At 50.5% G+C, this 17,682-nt stretch carries 15 protein-coding genes; 8 read left to right on the forward strand and 7 right to left on the reverse strand.

Annotated features, from left to right (window positions below; translation table 11 throughout):
* Positions 1–4 precede the first annotated feature (4 nt).
* From BM124_RS00220 to BM124_RS00250, 8 genes are all read left to right on the forward strand, one after another.
* On the forward strand, positions 5–2,782 hold the full coding sequence (locus BM124_RS00220) for an S-layer homology domain-containing protein (protein ID WP_093334640.1): 2,778 nt from the start codon (positions 5–7) through the stop codon (positions 2,780–2,782).
* A gap of 222 nt (positions 2,783–3,004) precedes the next feature.
* On the forward strand, positions 3,005–3,961 hold the full coding sequence (locus BM124_RS00225; protein WP_170840885.1) for a SurA N-terminal domain-containing protein: 957 nt from the start codon (positions 3,005–3,007) through the stop codon (positions 3,959–3,961).
* A 161-nt stretch (positions 3,962–4,122) separates the two neighbouring features.
* Positions 4,123–4,416, forward strand: coding sequence for a hypothetical protein (locus BM124_RS00230; RefSeq protein ID WP_093334642.1), 294 nt, complete (start codon positions 4,123–4,125; stop codon positions 4,414–4,416).
* A 497-nt stretch (positions 4,417–4,913) separates the two neighbouring features.
* Complete coding sequence (locus BM124_RS18670) at positions 4,914–5,054, forward strand: hypothetical protein (protein ID WP_170840886.1); 141 nt, start codon at positions 4,914–4,916, stop codon at positions 5,052–5,054.
* A gap of 48 nt (positions 5,055–5,102) precedes the next feature.
* On the forward strand, positions 5,103–6,128 hold the full coding sequence (locus tag BM124_RS00235; protein WP_093334851.1) for an ABC transporter substrate-binding protein: 1,026 nt from the start codon (positions 5,103–5,105) through the stop codon (positions 6,126–6,128).
* A gap of 13 nt (positions 6,129–6,141) precedes the next feature.
* The gene (locus BM124_RS00240; RefSeq protein WP_093334643.1) at positions 6,142–7,884 is read left to right on the forward strand and encodes an ABC transporter permease; all 1,743 of its coding nucleotides are present in this window, start codon (positions 6,142–6,144) and stop codon (positions 7,882–7,884) included.
* Positions 7,881–8,957 carry an ABC transporter ATP-binding protein gene (locus BM124_RS00245; protein ID WP_093334644.1) on the forward strand — a complete coding sequence of 359 codons (1,077 nt, stop codon included), beginning with the start codon at positions 7,881–7,883 and terminating at the stop codon, positions 8,955–8,957. The genes BM124_RS00240 and BM124_RS00245 overlap by 4 nt, the downstream gene beginning before the upstream one ends.
* A gap of 237 nt (positions 8,958–9,194) precedes the next feature.
* The gene (locus tag BM124_RS00250; RefSeq protein ID WP_093334645.1) at positions 9,195–9,386 is read left to right on the forward strand and encodes a hypothetical protein; all 192 of its coding nucleotides are present in this window, start codon (positions 9,195–9,197) and stop codon (positions 9,384–9,386) included.
* A 23-nt stretch (positions 9,387–9,409) separates the two neighbouring features.
* On the opposite strand, the gene BM124_RS00255 is transcribed toward BM124_RS00250, so the two are convergent.
* From BM124_RS00255 to BM124_RS00285, 7 genes are all read right to left on the reverse strand, one after another.
* Positions 9,410–10,708, reverse strand: coding sequence for a CapA family protein (locus tag BM124_RS00255; protein WP_093334646.1), 1,299 nt, complete (start codon positions 10,706–10,708; stop codon positions 9,410–9,412).
* Between the two features lie 13 nt (positions 10,709–10,721).
* Positions 10,722–11,468: an oxygen-insensitive NADPH nitroreductase gene (gene nfsA, locus BM124_RS00260; RefSeq protein WP_093334647.1), complete on the reverse strand. Its 747-nt coding sequence runs from the start codon at positions 11,466–11,468 to the stop codon at positions 10,722–10,724.
* Positions 11,455–12,879, reverse strand: a complete 1,425-nt coding sequence (gene allB / locus BM124_RS00265) for an allantoinase AllB (RefSeq protein WP_093334648.1) — start codon at positions 12,877–12,879, stop codon at positions 11,455–11,457. The genes nfsA and allB overlap by 14 nt, the downstream gene beginning before the upstream one ends.
* Before the next feature lie 78 nt (positions 12,880–12,957).
* Entirely contained in the window at positions 12,958–13,872 is a 915-nt protein-coding gene (locus tag BM124_RS00270) for a dihydroorotate dehydrogenase (protein ID WP_093334649.1), read from the reverse strand.
* Positions 13,869–14,657 (reverse strand): dihydroorotate dehydrogenase electron transfer subunit, encoded by a 789-nt coding sequence (locus BM124_RS00275; protein WP_244504176.1) that lies wholly within the window; start codon positions 14,655–14,657, stop codon positions 13,869–13,871. The genes BM124_RS00270 and BM124_RS00275 overlap by 4 nt, the downstream gene beginning before the upstream one ends.
* Positions 14,654–15,919, reverse strand: coding sequence for a Zn-dependent hydrolase (locus BM124_RS00280; RefSeq protein ID WP_093334650.1), 1,266 nt, complete (start codon positions 15,917–15,919; stop codon positions 14,654–14,656). The genes BM124_RS00275 and BM124_RS00280 overlap by 4 nt, the downstream gene beginning before the upstream one ends.
* A gap of 136 nt (positions 15,920–16,055) precedes the next feature.
* The gene (locus tag BM124_RS00285; protein WP_093334651.1) at positions 16,056–17,663 is read right to left on the reverse strand and encodes a PucR family transcriptional regulator; all 1,608 of its coding nucleotides are present in this window, start codon (positions 17,661–17,663) and stop codon (positions 16,056–16,058) included.
* Between the last annotated feature and the right edge of the window lie 19 nt (positions 17,664–17,682).

Here is a 17,682-nt window from a genome sequence, read left to right on the forward strand (position 1 = left end):
TAGTATGGCTTATCAACCAAGAACGTATCGCAAATTTTTAGCAGGATCTGTATCAGCAGCCATGGTGGCGGCAGCAGGTGCTGCGGTACCAGCGGACGTGCAGCACGCAGATGCCGCTGAGTCCTTCCCTGATATAGATAATGATTACTGGGCATCGGACTCCATCCAGAAACTTGCTGAAGACGGAGTGATCAGTGGTTATCCAAACGGCGAATACCGTCCTGGTGAAGAGATTAACCGCGGCCAGGTCGCAGCGATGCTTTCGTCAGCGTTTAACCTGGATGTGAATGAGAATGCAGAGGCTCCTTTTGACGATCTTTCCGACGACAGTTATTTCACTCCTGTTGCGGCAGCGGTGAAAGAAGCAGGATTGATCCGGGGACGCCAGAACAACACCGAGTTTGCGGCGGGCATGGATTTGTCCCGTGAACAGATGGCAACCATTCTCGTGAGAGCATTTAATCTTGATGAAAAAGAAGATGCAGAGGCAGACGTCGCGGACCTTGATGAAGTACATGAAAGCCACCGCGGCAGCGTGCGCATTCTGTCTCAGTATGATATCACCGACACCGCCAACAATATGTTCCGTCCGGATGAAACGGTAACAAGAGCACAGTTCGCTGTTTTCCTTGACCGTGCCATGCAGATTGGACAGGATGAAGAAGAAGAAACAACGGTTTCCAACGTGGAAGCGGTAAATAATACGACGGTGGAAGTAAGCTTTAACGGCAGTGTGGAAGGAAATATCGATGCCGATCATTTCTCCATTGATCCAAGCCTGGATGTCGTGGACGCGGAAACCATCGCACCGGAAGATTCGGAAGCAAGCCAGAATGCGGAAGGCACTGTTGTGCGTCTGACAACAGAAGAACAGACTGATGATGAAGAATACAGTCTTTCGTATGACGGCGAAGATACCGGCATGACCTTTACCGGTGGAGCGACGCAGTCCGGTGACATCACGGTAGATGACGTGTCGGTTCAGTCTACGACCAGCTTTAATATCAACCTCGATGAAGCATTAAATGAAGACTGGGACAGCTCCGATGTGGAAGAGATGCTTAATATCTCCGTTATGAACGAAGACGACGAAGAGACGGATGTCACGCCGACCAATGTAGAAATCAGTGACGATAGAGAAACCATCATGGTGGAGCATGCGGACAATGATCTGGAAGGCATGGCCGGCACATTGATGGTGAACAATTTTGAAATGGACTTTGATTATTCCGAAATCAATGTGGATTCCGTGGAAGCCACCACCAGCACCATTCGTCAGGCAGAAGACCAGCAGCTTGAGTTCACCGTGAATGGAATCCGTCATTTGTCGGTGGAAGAACTGGAAGACGCCGGCTATGAAGTAGAGTTCCTTTATAATTCCAACAATGCTCCGTTTGATACCGATCAGGCGCAGCAGGAAGGTGTTATCGACGGAACAAGCGATAATCTTTCTGATACCTTCCGTTACGCTGTTTCGGTTACAGATGAAGACGGAAATGAAGTTGAATCCGAAGAGATGGAAGTCGATGTAAGTTCAGAAAGTGACGTGACCGAGGTTACCGAAGTGGCCCTGTTTAATGACAGCGGCAGCCGTTATGAAGAGGACTACGTGACTCCGGCTCAGGAAGGTATGATGTTTGAACCGGTTACCGGAACCAACGATTTCGGTGACGAAGTGAATGCCGATGAAGCGTCCTTCCCGGCAGTCGAGAGCGTGACGTCAAGTGATGCCTCCATTGCCTACTATAACGAAGACGGTCTTCAGGTAACCGGCGAAGGGGATGTGACCTTCAGCGTTCATTTTGAAGGCATGGACAATCCAGTGGAATATAACGTAGAAGTTCTGGCCAATCAAGAAATCAGCAGCATGGAAGCAGATGAAACGACAAAACGTTATACAACAAACTCCACTTCTGACACATTCACCGTCCTGGATCAATATGATCAGCCGTACGGTAACGACGAAGAGATCAGTTATACCATCACCGACTCTGACGGTTCCGAAGTGACATCCGGCAGTGCCACGGTAAACAGTGAAGGCAAACTCGATGTATCGTATCCGGATAATCTTGAAGGCGAGTATGAAGTCGAGTTCACGTATGATAACGAGACCATCGGTACGACAACCCTTGAATTCGTCCAGCTTGATTCTTCCGAAGTCGATGAGTTCAGTCTTTCCACCGAACCCGAATCGGTCGATCTTCAGAACGCGCTCGAAGGCGGCTCCATTAATCAAGATTCGGAAGAAATTCAGTTCACCGTTTCAACCGGTGCCATGTATGACGGCATCAACTTGAGTAACAGTGAAATTGAAAGTGCGCTGTCTAACTTGAATGATTCCGGCAGCCTGCAGGTACGAAGCAGTGACGAAGACGTCGCCACGGTAGCCAGCAGTGATTCAATGAACGTCACCGCGGATGAAGCGCTGGATTTCAACGTGACGGGTCAATCCGAAGGGACAGCCGAAATTTATCTTGAACACGTGGAAGGTGACTTTACAACCACCCTTGCGCAGGTGGAAGTAGAAGTCGAAAACAGCATTTCACAAATTGACAGCCTCGAGCTTGCCGATGATGTGGATGCGCTGGACGTATCCCAGGATTCGGAAGGTACATGGCAGATTGATGACATCAGTCAGCTGACATCCTCTGATGCACAACTCAGCGCCGACATGATCGCAAGCGTTGCGTATTCCCCGAACGATGAGCAGGCTGTCGTTGAACTCAAAGAAGCCTACGGCGGACAGAGCTTCGTTGTCAGCGCAATGAATACCTCCTCATAAAAGGTGTCTGCCCTGCAGAGAATATTCTCTGCAGGGTTTTTTATCTTTGACACATTCCTGATACATTGCGATGATAGATTAGGAACATGAAGAAGAGGTTGTTCGATTAGTTGGGGGGATGAAGCATGCAGGGTTAACGCCGGAATGCGAAAATGACGGCGTAAGCGCAGTGCGTTTGTTTCAGGTACATCAGTATAAATTTTTAAAAAAAGGAGAATGACATTGATTAAAAAAGTATTATTTGGTTTTTCCCTTGCTTTGATTATTTCCGTAATGGCTGCATGCGGAGGCAGCGGTGACAGTGGCTCTTCAGGTGACAGCAGTCAGGCAGGTTCAGGCCAAGAACAGTCTGAAGACAGTGGCAGCAGCAACAGTGAAGGAAGCAGTTCATCGGATTCAGGCAGCGGAAACAGCTCACAGCAGTCCTCCATGCCTGAACCGAAACTTGATAATATTCCGGACACCGTAGCGACGGTAAACGGCACAGAGATTACCGGCGAAGAATTTAAAACAAGATATCAATCACAGTTTCAACAGCGGGCGCTTCAGGCTCAGATGAGCGGTCAGGAAATCAAACAGGATCAGCTTAAACAGCAGGTGGCAGACAGCATGGTCGGCCAGGAACTTCTGATTCAGGAAGCAGGAAACCGTAATCTGGAAGCTACCGAGAAAGAAGTGAACAACCAAATCAGTAATCTGGTGGAACAAAGCAGCGGCATAAAAAATCAGGATCAGCTCTTTTCCACGTTAAAAGAGCAGCAGGGAATGAGTGAAGAAGAGGTACGTAATCAACTTTCGAATCAAGTAAAACTCGATAAGTTGATTTCAGAAGAAGCCGGCGATGTGCAGCCGTCGGAAGAAGAAATGAGAAACCTCTACGATCAATTCAAGTCGCAGCGCCAGCAACAGCAGCAGGCCAGCAGTGGCAGTAGCGGCAGTGGTGACAGCAGCAGTGACAGCGGAAGCAGCGAAGAGAGCAGCAGTGGAAGCGACAGCAGCAGTAGTGAAGGAAGCAGCGGAAGCGGAAGCAGCGACAGCAGCAGCCAGTCGAGTATTCCTTCCTACGAAGAAATGAAACCACAGCTTAAGCAGCAAATCGTAAGCCAGAAAGAATCTCAGGCCGCACAATCTCTTGTGCAGAGTCTGCGTGAAAATGCGGACGTATCGATCAACCTGTAATTCCTCCCCATTCCCCTGAGCTTTTTGCTCAGGGGTTTTTCATGACTTCATATTTGGGAACCATCAGGAAACATGTCACATAAAATAGAAGCGTGAAACCTAAGCGTATAGGGTAACGTATAGGAAGAAGCACGTTTTGTACAGAAGGAGGTTCTTATCAAATGATACCGGCTCTCGCGAAATTTATTACCGGCGGGTTCGAAGCACTGCTTGCCATTCCGTTTATCGGCGGCAGCATTGTTGTGTTCACCGGCTACGGGGCACTCGGAACAGCTTTCATTCTACATCTTGTCGCTCTGGCGATTATGTTTGTGTACCGCCGGTCGAAAGCACCAAATATCTTCGGCCTTGTCACTTCACTGCTAGCCTGGATTCCTGTAGTCGGCTGGATTATGCACGTCATCGCAGCCATATGGCTCATCGTTGATGGTGTATCCGATTCGAAACGGGGATAATCTGAACTTAGGCAGAAGCATATAAATCAAAACAATCCGGACGATCATCCTGGATGCTGCGGGCATTCGGTATCGTCCGGATTTTTTGTGCTGCATGCGTTATGCGCGTGGGGCTGAACAGCTTTTGAGCCGGCTGCGTGACCACTATTTTATGTATATTTTTGCGTAGTGTCCATGGAGCACTGTTTTACGGACACTACGCTGCGGAAAGGAGACGCTGATGGATGCCGGCAGAGTCCGGGAACCACTAATACTGCGAATAAACATTTTAGTGTCCACTGCCATTTCCGCCCGGATTCTACATAACATTCCTTTTTGACTGCCAATCAAAAAATGTTAACGTGTCTTCACATCCCTTTACAAAAAGCTAGTGCTTGTTTCATAAGAGGTTAATATTCATATCGTATGGTTATCGTCAGGGAGAAACTACATACCGCCAAAGGGGGAGAGTTGAACCAGACAGAATCTGTTCAGGAGACGGTGCTCCGAACTGGGATTTGAATCCGGCATCCATTAATAAAGATATCCGGGAAGCATCTTATCAGCAGATATGGCGTTCCATTGAACTGGCGGAACAATTCAAGGCGTCGAACATAACCATTCATCCGGGGCACCAGACAATGAGCGAAACAAAATAGCGGGTTCACAATATAAGGAATATAAGGAGGATACCGTAAATGAAACGTATGTCAGCACTTCTCATTGGAACGATGACCATGAGTCTGATAGCTGCCTGCGGAGCAAATGAGGAAAGCAGCAGCGGAGCAGGCGCAGAAACGTCAGGTGTATCAGGAAGTCTTAGTTTTTATACCTCGCAGCCGGATCAAGATGCAACAGCTCTTGTATCTGCCTTTAACGAAGAGTATCCGGATGTTGACGTGGAAGTTTACAGGTCCGGCACGGAAGAAGTGATCAGCAAGGTGCAGGCTGAAAAAGAAGCAGGTAATGTTCAGGCTGATGTGATGCTCGTGGCGGATTCGGTTACGTTTGAGTCTCTGAAGGAACAGGATATGCTTATGTCTTATGAATCACCGGAAGCAGGGGGGATACCGGATGACTTCGTTGATCCGGACCATCAATACTATGGTACGAAAATCATGTCCACTATTCTGGCCGTCAATACAGACAACGTGGAAGAGATCCCAAACTCCTGGAAAGTGCTCACCGAGGAAGCGGCAGCCGGTGAAAGTATTATGCCTAGTCTATTGTACTCCGGTGCTGCAGCTTACAATGTCGGGGTGATGAGTCGGAAAGATGAATTCGGATGGGACTTTTTCCAAAACGTAAGCAATAACGGTGTCACGGTTGTACAGGGGAACGGAGGAGTCCTCGAGTCGGTTGCCTCAGGTGAGAAATCCTACGGTATGGTTGTAGACTTTATTGTGGCCCGCGCGGCGGTAGAAGGGTCACCGGTTGAATTGGTGTATCCGGATGAAGGGGTACCGGTCATTACCGAACCAATTGGAATCATGAAGAACACAGATAACAAGGAAGCCGCCCAGGCTTTTGTGGACTTTGTCCTTTCTGAACGGGGACAGGAAGTTTCAACAGAGATTGGCTACACGCCGATCAGAGAAGGAGTAGATGCTCCTGAAGGATTGGAAACAGTGGATGAATTAAACATTCTTTCCCATGATGTGCAGGAGCTTCTTGAAACCCGCGAGCAGGATAAACAGCAGTTTGCCGATATCGTTGGAGCGGCGCAGGAGTAAGGAGTGACGTTCCATGGATAATACAGCGAAAAAAAACCAGGGAGGACCTGCTTCCTGGTTTTCCGCGCTTTCTGCACACCCAGTATTATGGAAACGGATGATGCTTGCGGTCACCTTGGTGGTATTGATCCTTTTTTTTGTACTGCCGATCGTCCGCCTTATATGGCTGAGTTTCACTGAAGACGCGGTTCCAACATGGCAGCATTATAATGAGGTATTATCAGACGCAGGAACATGGACGGTAATACAGAATACGTTCTGGATGGTGCTGGGATCTACTATAATGACTCTGCTTCTTGGGGTATTTATGGCATGGCTGATTACGTACAGCGATATACGTGCCAAACAAGCGATTCATGTGATGGTTATGCTTCCTTTCATCATTCCGTCTTATATCATCACTTTATCCTGGACGCAGCTTTTCCGCGATTCCAGCTGGTTCTCCGGTATACTCCAGTGGCTGCCGGGGAATCTGGAGACTCCCGATTTATACACGCTGCCCGGTATGATATTCATGCTGGGGCTGTCGAATTATCCATTGGTGTATCTTTTTACCGTAGCCGTTCTTCGGAAAATTCCACAGGAACTGCTATCTGCGGCAAGGGCTTCCGGATCGGGAAAGTGGACAGTTTTTCGAAAAATTACATTGCCGCTTGCTCTACCAGGCATTACCGGGGGAGGTCTACTCGCATTTCTGGCTAACCTGGATAACTTTGGGATCCCTGCATTTCTCGGTATTCCGGGAAATATTACAGTTCTAAGCACGGCCATATATCAAGAGGTAGTTGGTTTCGGACCATCCGCTTTTGCCCGGGCAGCTGTTCTATCCGTTCTGCTTGGTGTTATAGCCCTTCTTGGCACTTTTTTGCAGTGGATGCTTTTACGAAAATCACGGGAGCTGGAGACGGCACATGAAGAGACGGGGCCTCGTTTCCGTCTTGGTGTATGGAGGTTTCCGGCTGAGACGGCAGTGTGGGTGGCGCTGGTGTTTATCAGTTTTGTACCACTATCTTCGATGGTATCTTCTTCGCTGCTTTCCGCGTATGGCGTAGATTTCAGCCTGGAGACCATCACATTTTCCAATTACAGTTACATATTATTTGAAAACGAGAAAACGCAGGGAGCGATTGGAAACAGCCTTATGCTTGCATTATGGACAGCGGTAACGGCGTTAATCGCGGGTACCATCCTGGCATATTACCGGGTGAGGAGGCCTTCGACACTCACAAGAAGTACAGAACTCATTACAGGTCTTCCGTATGCACTGCCTGGTATTGTGCTGGCTCTTGCGATGATATTTACCTGGATGGAGCCGATACCAGGATGGAACCCAGGAATATATGGAAGTATCGGTATACTAATGATTGCCTACATCACCCGCTTTATGATTTTGCAGGTACGGGGCAGTATGACAGCACTGATGCAGGTGGATATTTCAATGGAAGAAGCTTCCCATGTATTTGGAGCCAAGGGACTCATCAAATGGAGAAAAATCATGCTTCCTCTTTTGCTCCCCGGTTTAATCAGCGGCACAATGCTTGTATTTTTAACATCATTTACCGAGCTTACAGTATCATCTCTTTTGATGTCGGCAGGAAATGAAACTATTGGCGTCACGATATTTGATTTTGAACAGGCGGGTTACACGCATTATTCCACCGCATTTTCCACTGTTGTGGTTGTTTTAATGCTGATGGTTATTGGTTCGTTAATGCTTGCCCATCATCTTTGGAAAAAGAAAGTGGTGAAGACATGAGTGCAACATTGCAGGATGTGAGAAAAACATTCGGAGACACTGTCGCTTTATCATCTATCGATCTGGATATAAAAGACGGGGAATTCATTGCAATGCTGGGACCATCCGGCTGCGGCAAGACTACATTGCTTCGGCTTCTTGCCGGATTCGAAACACCCACGAGCGGAAATATAAGAATTGATGACATAGAGGCAGTAGAGCCTGGACACATGGTACCGCCGGAAAAGCGTAATATAGGCATGGTGTTTCAATCTTTTGCCCTTTGGCCGCATATGAAAGTGAAAGAACAAGTGCAGTTTCCGCTGGATCATCATAAATATGTCCCGGACAGGTTCAAAAAACAGAAAAAAGAACGGATGAAGGAGGTACTGGAGATGGTCGGACTGCAGCATTATGCGGATCGTATGCCAAATGAGTTATCGGGCGGGCAGAAACAGCGTGTCGCTCTCGCCAGAGCTGTTGCTGCACAGCCTTCCCTGCTTTTAATGGATGAGCCGCTGAGCAGTCTGGATGCTGGTCTGCGTCTGGAGATGCGGAGGGAAATTCAAGCCATTCACAGGAAAACAGAGACCTCGATTGTCTATGTCACTCATGATCAGTCCGAAGCGCTTGCCATGGCTGACCGAGTTATTGTTATGAATCACGGATCGATAGAACAAATCGGAAGTCCGCGCGATATTTACAGTTTTCCGCAGACTGAATTTACTGCCGGCTTTGTCGGAAAAGCTAATATGGTTCCTGGTACCTTTACACCGGAAGGATTTCATCCATTATCTGACACCGATATTGTGTGGCCCTGCACCCGGGTTGCATCGACCTTTATAGAGAATGGAACATTTCCGGTCCGGCCGGAGCAGTTTCAGTTGAACCAACACGGAGACGGTCTGAAAGGAAGAGTAGTGAATTCTCAGTTTCAAGGAAAAGAAATGCATTATGTTGTAGAGGTTCAAGGGCATTCATGGACAGTCGATACCCCGGCAGATGTGCAGCTCCCTATTGGGGAAGAGATATCCATTTCACTGACAGGAATCGAAACACCAAGTCCAAGCCAAACGGTCCATGTTTATTCCTGATTCCTGTCGTCGCCCGCAACAAGAACCAGGGAAGATTTACGGTCATACGGACATTCAGCACGTTTTTTCGTTATGAGATAATGATAATAGAACCCTTTATTACAGGTTTGTGTCATGGATCCTGATCTCTGTGTTATACTATACCCTCTATCCTTTTTTCCACCTCTCTCATACCAGGGGATAGAGAGGGGCACACAGTAGATCAGGATTTTTTTATTCACGGAAGGAGGAAGCCCGATGAGTGAACAGATGACGAAAGCGCAGGCGTTCAAGGAGTTATATGAATTGTTGTTGTATTATTCTGAAAACCGTGACAAGCCGGTAGACGAGAATTTCGATTTTTTCGAAAGCGTGAAACGGTACTGCGGTATTATTGGTATAGATTACGATGAATTCGTGGAAGAACTTGATTTAAAACAGGAGCTGTAACAAAAAAAGCCGGGGAAGCAGGGTTATACCTGTGCTTCTCCGGCTCCGTTTTTATTGATGGTTATCGTCGTGCCAAACGGGGCGGACAGATTCCGGAGGTGCTCCAGGGTGCTCCGGTCTTCGGAAAAGGCGGGCCAGCCTTTCCGGTAACGGGGCAGGTGAAATCCTAGTTCAATCGGGTGAAGGGTCAGTTTTGTCAGCTCCCCGTTTTCCATTTCCCAGTACGGCACCACCGAACGCCAGACTTCCGGATTCACGCCGAGCCCCTTGCGGCCATAGTCGCTGCGGATATCGAGGGCGTCTGCAATTCCCGCCTTGTCATCGAGCGAATATTTTTCAAAGAAATCCGGCGGAAGATGTGTGACACTGTCATTTTGAAAAATAAAGTTGCCGAGACTGTAAAAGATCGGCCTGCCCTGGTACAGTTCAATGCCCCGGAGAATATGGGGGCCGTGGCTGATAATGCTGTCGGCTCCCGCATCCACGAGCGAATGGGCCAGGTCTTTGTGAAAATCGGCGGGAGCTGCTTTGTCTTCGCCGTCCATCTCGTGGGAGTGAATGCTGACAAGCACAACATCGGCCTGCCGTCTGGCTTCTTTCACTTTCCGGAGCAGGCGGTCTTTATCCGCAGGATGCGGCGAGCGGTATGTTCCGGAAGGGGAGCCTTCTTCAAACGAGAGGTTTCCGACCTTCAGCCGTTTATCATCTTGCGGCGGCAGAAATCCTTCTTTGACCGCCAGGTTCGTGTCGGCGTTCACATCCGTCTTCTGTGCCACCCGCTGGAGCGCATCCATATCTTCCCGGCTCACGCGGTGCACCGTCTGAACGCGCACCGGGTTCACGCCGGGACGCCCTGCCATGTCCCGGCCCTGATCTCCTGCCGCCCAGAAATCAAAAAACGTGGACGTGCAGGCAATCAGAGCCACTCTTCCATTCGGTGTCTCGAGATAGGAAGGGGCAGAGGCATCGGCGAGGTTCGCCCCTGTACCGGCATAGACGAAGTCCCGGTTTTTTACATGTTCTTCGGTGGCGTGCAGCCCGCCGTACAGATAATCGAGCGCATGATTGGTCGCGCCGTTTAACATGTTAAACCCATAAAAGGAGAGATCATCGAGCACGCCGGGTTCAGCCATCGCCCACGTTCCGCCGCTGACAGGAGAAGGAATACCTTCCCGGTTGTGGGTGGTAACTTCGAGGTTGGCAAAACGGACGTCCGCCTGCATCAGGAAGCGCTGCAACGCCAGCGCCTGCGATGCTTTCTCCGGGAGTCTTCTAGTAATAAAGCAGTCTCCTGCTGCGGTGAAGGTGATGGGTCCGGTCATGCTGCATTCTCCTTTATTTTAGAGTGAATCCCTGGTCTTTCAGAAACGCCGTCATCTGCGGGCGGCGCGGCGCGGCGAGGTAAGTCGCCATCTGCTCCGCCCAGCTTTCGAATTTCGGGTTGGACGGGCGGTTTTCGTAATAATCACGGGTTGATGTTTCAAACACCGGCAGCGCGCCCCGGATCCGCTGTTCCTCGTACTTATTTTCATGCCGGACGCCGGAGAGCGGGAACCTTGGTTTCTGTCCAGGCAGATGCTCCGGAAAACCGAGACACATTCCCATGACAGGAAAGGTATACGTCGGAAGCTCAAGAAGCCGGGCGACATCGTACGGGCGGTTGCGGATTCCTCCGATCATGACGCCGCCGAGCCTGTATGACTTGGCGGTAATAAAAGCGTTCTGGGCAGCTAAGGCGGCATCGACTGCGCCGACAAGTACATTTTCGGATTCTGCCATTTCAAAAGCCGTTCCCTGCTCTCTGCTGATGATGTCATGTTTGTGAAAGTCCGCGGTGAAAACGAGAAAGACAGGGGCGGAGCCGACGTAATGCTGCGGCCCGCACCATTGTTCCAGACTGCTGCGGACATCCGGGTCCGTGACGGAAATAATCGTATACGCCTGCACATTATGAGACGTCGGTGCCCACTGGGCAGACCGTATGATGTTCTCGAGCATCTCATCCGGCACCGGATCCGCCTTGAAACGGCGTATGGAGCGGTGGTTCTGAATCAATTCGGACGTTGGATTACGATGTTCCATAGACTGTCTGCCCAGTGCTCGAAGGTTGAATCAGTGTACCGTGCCCCTCTGACACCATATCGCCGTCTTTCATGACCGTACGGCCGCGGACGATTGTCTGGACCGGCCATCCTTTAATGTCAAAACCGTGATAGGCCGTTACTTTGCTTTTGCTGTGGAGCTTGTTTTGGTCGATGGTGCCTTCTTTGTCCATATCCACAATCGTAAAGTCCGCATCCGATCCGGGCTGCATCGTCCCTTTCTGCGGAGCGATGCCGAACAGGCGGGCTGGATTCTCAGAGAGAAGCTGGGCGGCGCGCTGCAGGGAAAGCCGTCCTTCACTTACAGCGTTCAGCATGAGCGGGGCAAGGGTTTCGATGCCGCACATGCCGGCCGGTATCGACCAGAGGCTGCCGTCTTTTTCGTCCTGCGTATGCGGCGCGTGGTCGGAACACACGTGCGAAATGGTACCGTCGGCAATCCCGCGCCAGATCTCGTCCTGATCGATTTTATGCTTTACCGGGGGGTACACCTTCATTTTCGGACCGACCCGATCGAAGTCCTCGGCTGATAAAAAGAGGAAGTGCGGGCACGTTTCGACCGTGACCGGCAGTCCTTCCTGCTGGGCTTTGCGTATCAGGCGGACGGACTCGCCGGCACTGACGTGGAGTACGTGAAAGCGGACGCCAGTGGCTTTTGCCATTTCGATCCCGGTTTGAACGGTCAATACTTCGGCGAGCGCCGGACGGCCTTCGAGCAGATCTTCGTACGTGGAGCCGCCGCGTTCTTCCACCCGGGAGGTGAGCGTCTGGATGAGATCATTATTTTCCGCGTGTACCGCAAACACCTGGCCGGTCTTCGCAACGTTTTCCATCATTTTGTATACCTCTCCGTCATGAAACGGCGGGATGACGTTTTCCATGCCGGGTTTGTAGTTGTACATCAGCTGAAAGGTTTCGGCGTGTACAGCATAGCCCCAAAAGAATTTAAATCCGATGACTCCTTTATCGTGCAGGTCCGGGATGTGTTCTTCGTTCAGGTGGCCGAGACAGATGCCCCACAGTCCAAAATCGACGTTCGCCTGGGAACCGAGGTGCTCATGCTGACTGTCAAAGTGCTCGGCATCATTAACAGGCGGCGTCGTGTTCGGCATTTCAAATACAGTTGTGAGCCCGCCGGCTGCTGCGGCTCTGGTGGAATGCGTGAAATCTTCCTTGTGCGTGGGACCCGGATCACGGGAATGAATATGCGTATCCATAAACCCGGAAAACACGTATTTGCCTGCGGCATCAATATCTTCTTCCACATCTCCCGGCAGTTCTTCGGTCGTAATGGCTGCAATACGGCCATCCTCCACATAAATATCCGCCTGGTACGTCTCTTTTCCTGTCACAATCGTTCCATTTTTAATACGCTGCTGCCATGCCAACATGCATCATCCTTTCTTGATCGGAATGGAAAAAGAATACAGGCTCCCCACGCTGCTTTCACATAAGGAAGCTGTCTCTTTCTAAATCTCCACGGTCCCCGTGAGATCGTTAATATCCATGATATCATGGCGGTCCATATACTCACGTATCTCTTCAATAACATCCGTCAGAGCGGTAGGGGTAATAAAGCTTGCGGTGCCGACCTGTACGGCGGAAGCGCCGGCGATGATCATCTCGATGGCGTCATTTCCGTTCATCACACCGCCGCAGCCGATAATCGGAAGATCGGTCACCTGGGCGGTTTGATAAATCATACGCACCATAATCGGCTTCACCGCCGGACCAGAGAGTCCCCCCATGACATTACCGACCATCGGCTTCCTCGATTCCGTATCTATGGCCATCGCCAGCATCGTATTGGCGACGGTGAGCGCATCGGCGCCGCCTGCATCCGCTGCTTTCGCAATCTCCTGAATGCTTGTCACGTTCGGGGTGAGTTTAGCGATCAGCGGGATATCCGTTACCTTCCGGACCCGCTGCATCAGCTCATACGTCACGTCCGCATCCATGCCGAAAGCATGCCCGTCGCCTTTCAGGTTCGGGCAGGAAATATTCAGCTCAAGCGCGTCAATATCCGGGTGATTACCGAGAACATCAGACATCTCGACAAATTCATCGATCGATTCCGCCGAAATGCTTGAAATCAGCGGAACGTCATAGGCGGAAAACTCCGGGATGGTTTTGGCAAGGTAAGCGTCCAGCCCTTTGGACTGAATACCTATGGAATTAATCATGCCGGCGTAGGTTTCGCATACCCTCGGTGTATCATTGCCCGGCTGCGGATGTTTCGTGATGCTTTTTGGCACGATAGCGCCGATTTGGTTGAAATCGAGTGCTTCATGCATTTCCGGTCCGAACGCACCGGAAGCCGGCATCACAGGGTTCGGCAGGGTGAGGGATCCGATGGATATGCCCATTTTACGTTGTGCAATCATGAAATCACTACCTTTTCCAGTGGAAAGACCGGTCCTTCCAGACAGACCCGTACAGAGCGGTGCTTTCCTTCTTCCTCCAAATCGCAGACGCAGGCGAAACAGGCTCCCATCGCGCAGCCCATCTGCTCTTCGAGTGCAATTTCACCGGGCAGTCCGTATTCGGCGGCAAGTCGTTGGTTCAGCCGGGACAGCCGGCGCGATCCGCACGTATACAGCGCGTTCACGTCTTTTCGTTCGATAATATCGCGCATCTGCGATTCCACCGATTCCACACCGCTCGTTTCTTCTTCTTCGGTCACGTGATGCACTTCGGCTCCGAAATCCTGAAGGGTTTCCGCCGCGAGAAGATCATTTTTGGAACGGGCGCTTAGAATCGCGGTACAACGTACGCCTTTCCGCCCGGCTTCCTGGGCAAGTGCTGCCAGTGTGGCTATGCCCACACCGCGCGCGGTGAGAAGAATCTCATCAAAACCTGGATCCAATTTAAAGCCGTATCCGAGCGGACCGAGAAGGTCGGCCGTCTCCCCGGGCTTCTTTTTTGTTAAATCCTTCGTACCTTCGCCTTTGACGAGATACAAAAATTCGATCGTATCTTCTTCCCGGTTGATGCGGTAAATACTGAAAGGCCTCCGCAGAAACGGGAATGCGTTGTCGGAGCAGCGAATATGAAAAAACTGGCCGGGTTCGATACGCTCGTTCATATTCGACGTATCAATGGTCATATGCCAGTAACGCTCGGATACCTGCACATTGGTAAGAATGGGCAGGAGGTGCTGTTTCATCATGATCTCACCTCCATATGATTTTTAGAACGTCCTGCGTCTGCTTCAATGTGAACCGCGTGTTCCAGAACGTCCACCGCCTCCACCGTATGAGCCAGAGAGGTAAATTCATCCGGATGATGGCTCAGTCCATTGACAGACGGGACAAAAAGAAGACCCGAAGGCCATTGTTCAGCCATGTTCATCACGTCGTGTCCGGCGCCGCTCGGCATCCAAACCGGTGTCAGGTTCAAATTCGAACATATCTCTTTCAACCCGTTCTGGACCTGGGAAGAAAGCGGCACCGGTTGTTCTTCGGCGAGTGTCTCGATTTGAACAGAAAGACCGCGTGTTTGCTCCAGCAGCCCTGCCGTCTGCAGAAACTGCCGGTAGACCCGTTCCCGTGAAGCGGTGTCGGTACTTCGTATATCGACGTCGAAGCGGCACTGTCCCGGAATGACATTCATGGCTCCGGGGGAAGCTTCAATACTGCCGACAGTTGCGACCGTATGGTTGTCTTTTTCTTTCCGGGCGCCGGCTTCGAGATCGAGAATCAATGCAGAAGCGCCGGTCAATGCATCTCTGCGCATATCCATGCTGGTTGTGCCGGAGTGGGATGCCTGGCCTTTGACATGCACCCGCAGCCGCAGCGGCGCGGCGATACCAGTGACAATACCGACTGGCAGCTGCTTGCTTTCAAGCACCGGACCCTGCTCTATATGCAGTTCCATGAACGTTTTGATGTCAGACTGCGGGCGTCTGGCATCAGCAAGTTTTTCAAATGAAAAACCTGCCCGTTCCACAGCTTCCGGAAAAGGGATTCCATCTTTATCTTTCAGAGCCGCGAGTTTCGAAAGATCCGCTTTTCCGCTCATCAGCTTACTGCCGATTGTGGCGGTGCCGAACCGGGAAGATTCTTCAGCCCGGAATACAATAACTTCAACAGGGTGCGTGGTGCGTAAGTTTTTTTGATTCAGGCGGTGTATGACTTCCAGACCGGCCAGAACACCGAGTGTACCGTCATACTGTCCGCCTGCGTAAACGGTATCCAGATGAGATCCGAGGGCGACTGCGGGGAAGTCGGCTGTTCCTTCCCGGCGGGCGATAAGGTTGCCGGCCGCATCATCGCGCACAGTCATTCCTTCTTTTTCACAGAGTCCGCGGAAGACATCCAGCGCATCCTGTTCTTCTCTTGTATACGCGAGACGATACAGGCCGGGAGCGGATGTTTTTCCGATATTATTCACCTGTTCCAGCCACTCATCGATACGTTCCAAACTCATCATGTCCACCTCTTCTTATAAGAATCGATATCTTAACTGCTGTGAAAAACCCGTGTCATTGTCTTTATCTACATTTTAATATTCTGACGGTTTGGGTTTCCTCGGCTGCAGGGACATAATGCGGACTGCTTTTTCATTGTCATCGATAACCATGATGGATGTAGTGCCCGATCTTCAGTCCGAGCTGAATCATCAATTTCCCTTCGGAATCCTGAAGGCTCCAGCCGGTTAATGTTTTGACTTTCTGTAGTCTGTACTTCAGGGTGTTGACGTGAATGTACAGACTGTCGGCCGCGGCTGATACGGATTCGTTGTGGTAAAAATATTCTTCTACACTGCGGATGAGTTCAAGATTGTGCTTATCATCGTATTCGGCTAGAAGGCCGGCGGTTTCACGGTAAAACCTTGTCAGCTCCTCTTCTTCGCTTACCTGTGCGAGAAGGCGGTACACGCCGAGTTCATCATAATGAACCGGTCGGCTGTCCTGCAGGTGGAGAGTGCGGCTGATCGACAAAGCGGTTTCGGCCTGCTCAAACGTTTCCTGCAGTTCGCTGAAGCTGCTGCTGCTCACTCTTCCCACTCCGGCGAACGGCGTCTTCGCAAACATTTTCTCAAATTCGCGGATGAAACGGTTAATATCGATTAGTGCCCGTTCCTCTCCTTTGCCTTTCGTTGGATACAGGATGTACAGCACGTGATGCATCATGCCCACAACGGCGTGCGGTTCGATGTGATGAATGATCATTTCAAGCTTTGTCATATGATCGGTCAAAAACGCACCTGTCGTATCCGCCTGTTCAAAATAAACCGCACAGCACATGTAGCACCGTTCCGGAAGAATATTGTAGCCCCGCGCTTTTTCTTCCAGATCTTTTGTGTGGGAGGTGCTCCCTTTAAACAACGCCCGGAAAAAATCACTCTTATACTGCAGTTCGACTTCATAGCGGACTTTCCGGCGCATGAACTCCAGAGCCAGAACAGAGGAGGCGCGCTCGAGAATGGCGAGATCCGCCTCGATGTGATCGTGAGTGTCGTCCCAGCTGGAAATGGCGCCGTACAGCGTTCCGTCCACGATAATCGGGGCGGTGATACAGCTGACCGCTCCTGCTTCTTTGTGTCTGCGTTTCAGCCGGATCGGCCGCTGCACATGCTCAAGCTCCTCGATCTGCTGATGCTTGAAATCGTGAAACGGACTGTTTAACAGGGGGGTGTCAACGAAAGAGACGAGACTTTCAATGGCAATATGATGCTTTGTCAGATGCGTCAAAATATCAATCAGAGATTGAATTCCCGGTTCATTCAGAGACACTTCGTTTAACAGACGGTAAGCTTCCTCCAGATCTTCCTGAAGAACAACTTTCTGGTCAAAAATCGTATTCATGACCGGAGACAGAATATCGAGATAACTGACGGGCTCTGGTATTTCTATGATCGGAAATCCGTATTTTTCGGCTTCCTCGAGAATCGGCAGGGGGATATCTTCGACGAAACGGTTCGGCTTGATCGCAAGCGCGGATGTTCCTTTTTCGTAAAGCTGTTTAATCAGCTGCTTCTGGGCCTCCGGGTCATCCTTGATCGGATACAGGCTGGTGAGCATCAGCTCTCTGCCTTTGAGCCAGCGGACAATATCAGGGACTTCCATTATGGTGACGTACCGGATTTCGGCATCGAGCCCCTGGTAGCCGGCAATGACCCGGCATTCACGGAGTCCTCCTATTTTCATGGCATCCTGCAGCGATATAGTCATTTTACTCCCACCAATTCAT

This window comes from Salibacterium halotolerans (assembly GCF_900115625.1).
GTDB classification, from domain to species: domain Bacteria; phylum Bacillota; class Bacilli; order Bacillales; family Marinococcaceae; genus Salibacterium; species Salibacterium halotolerans.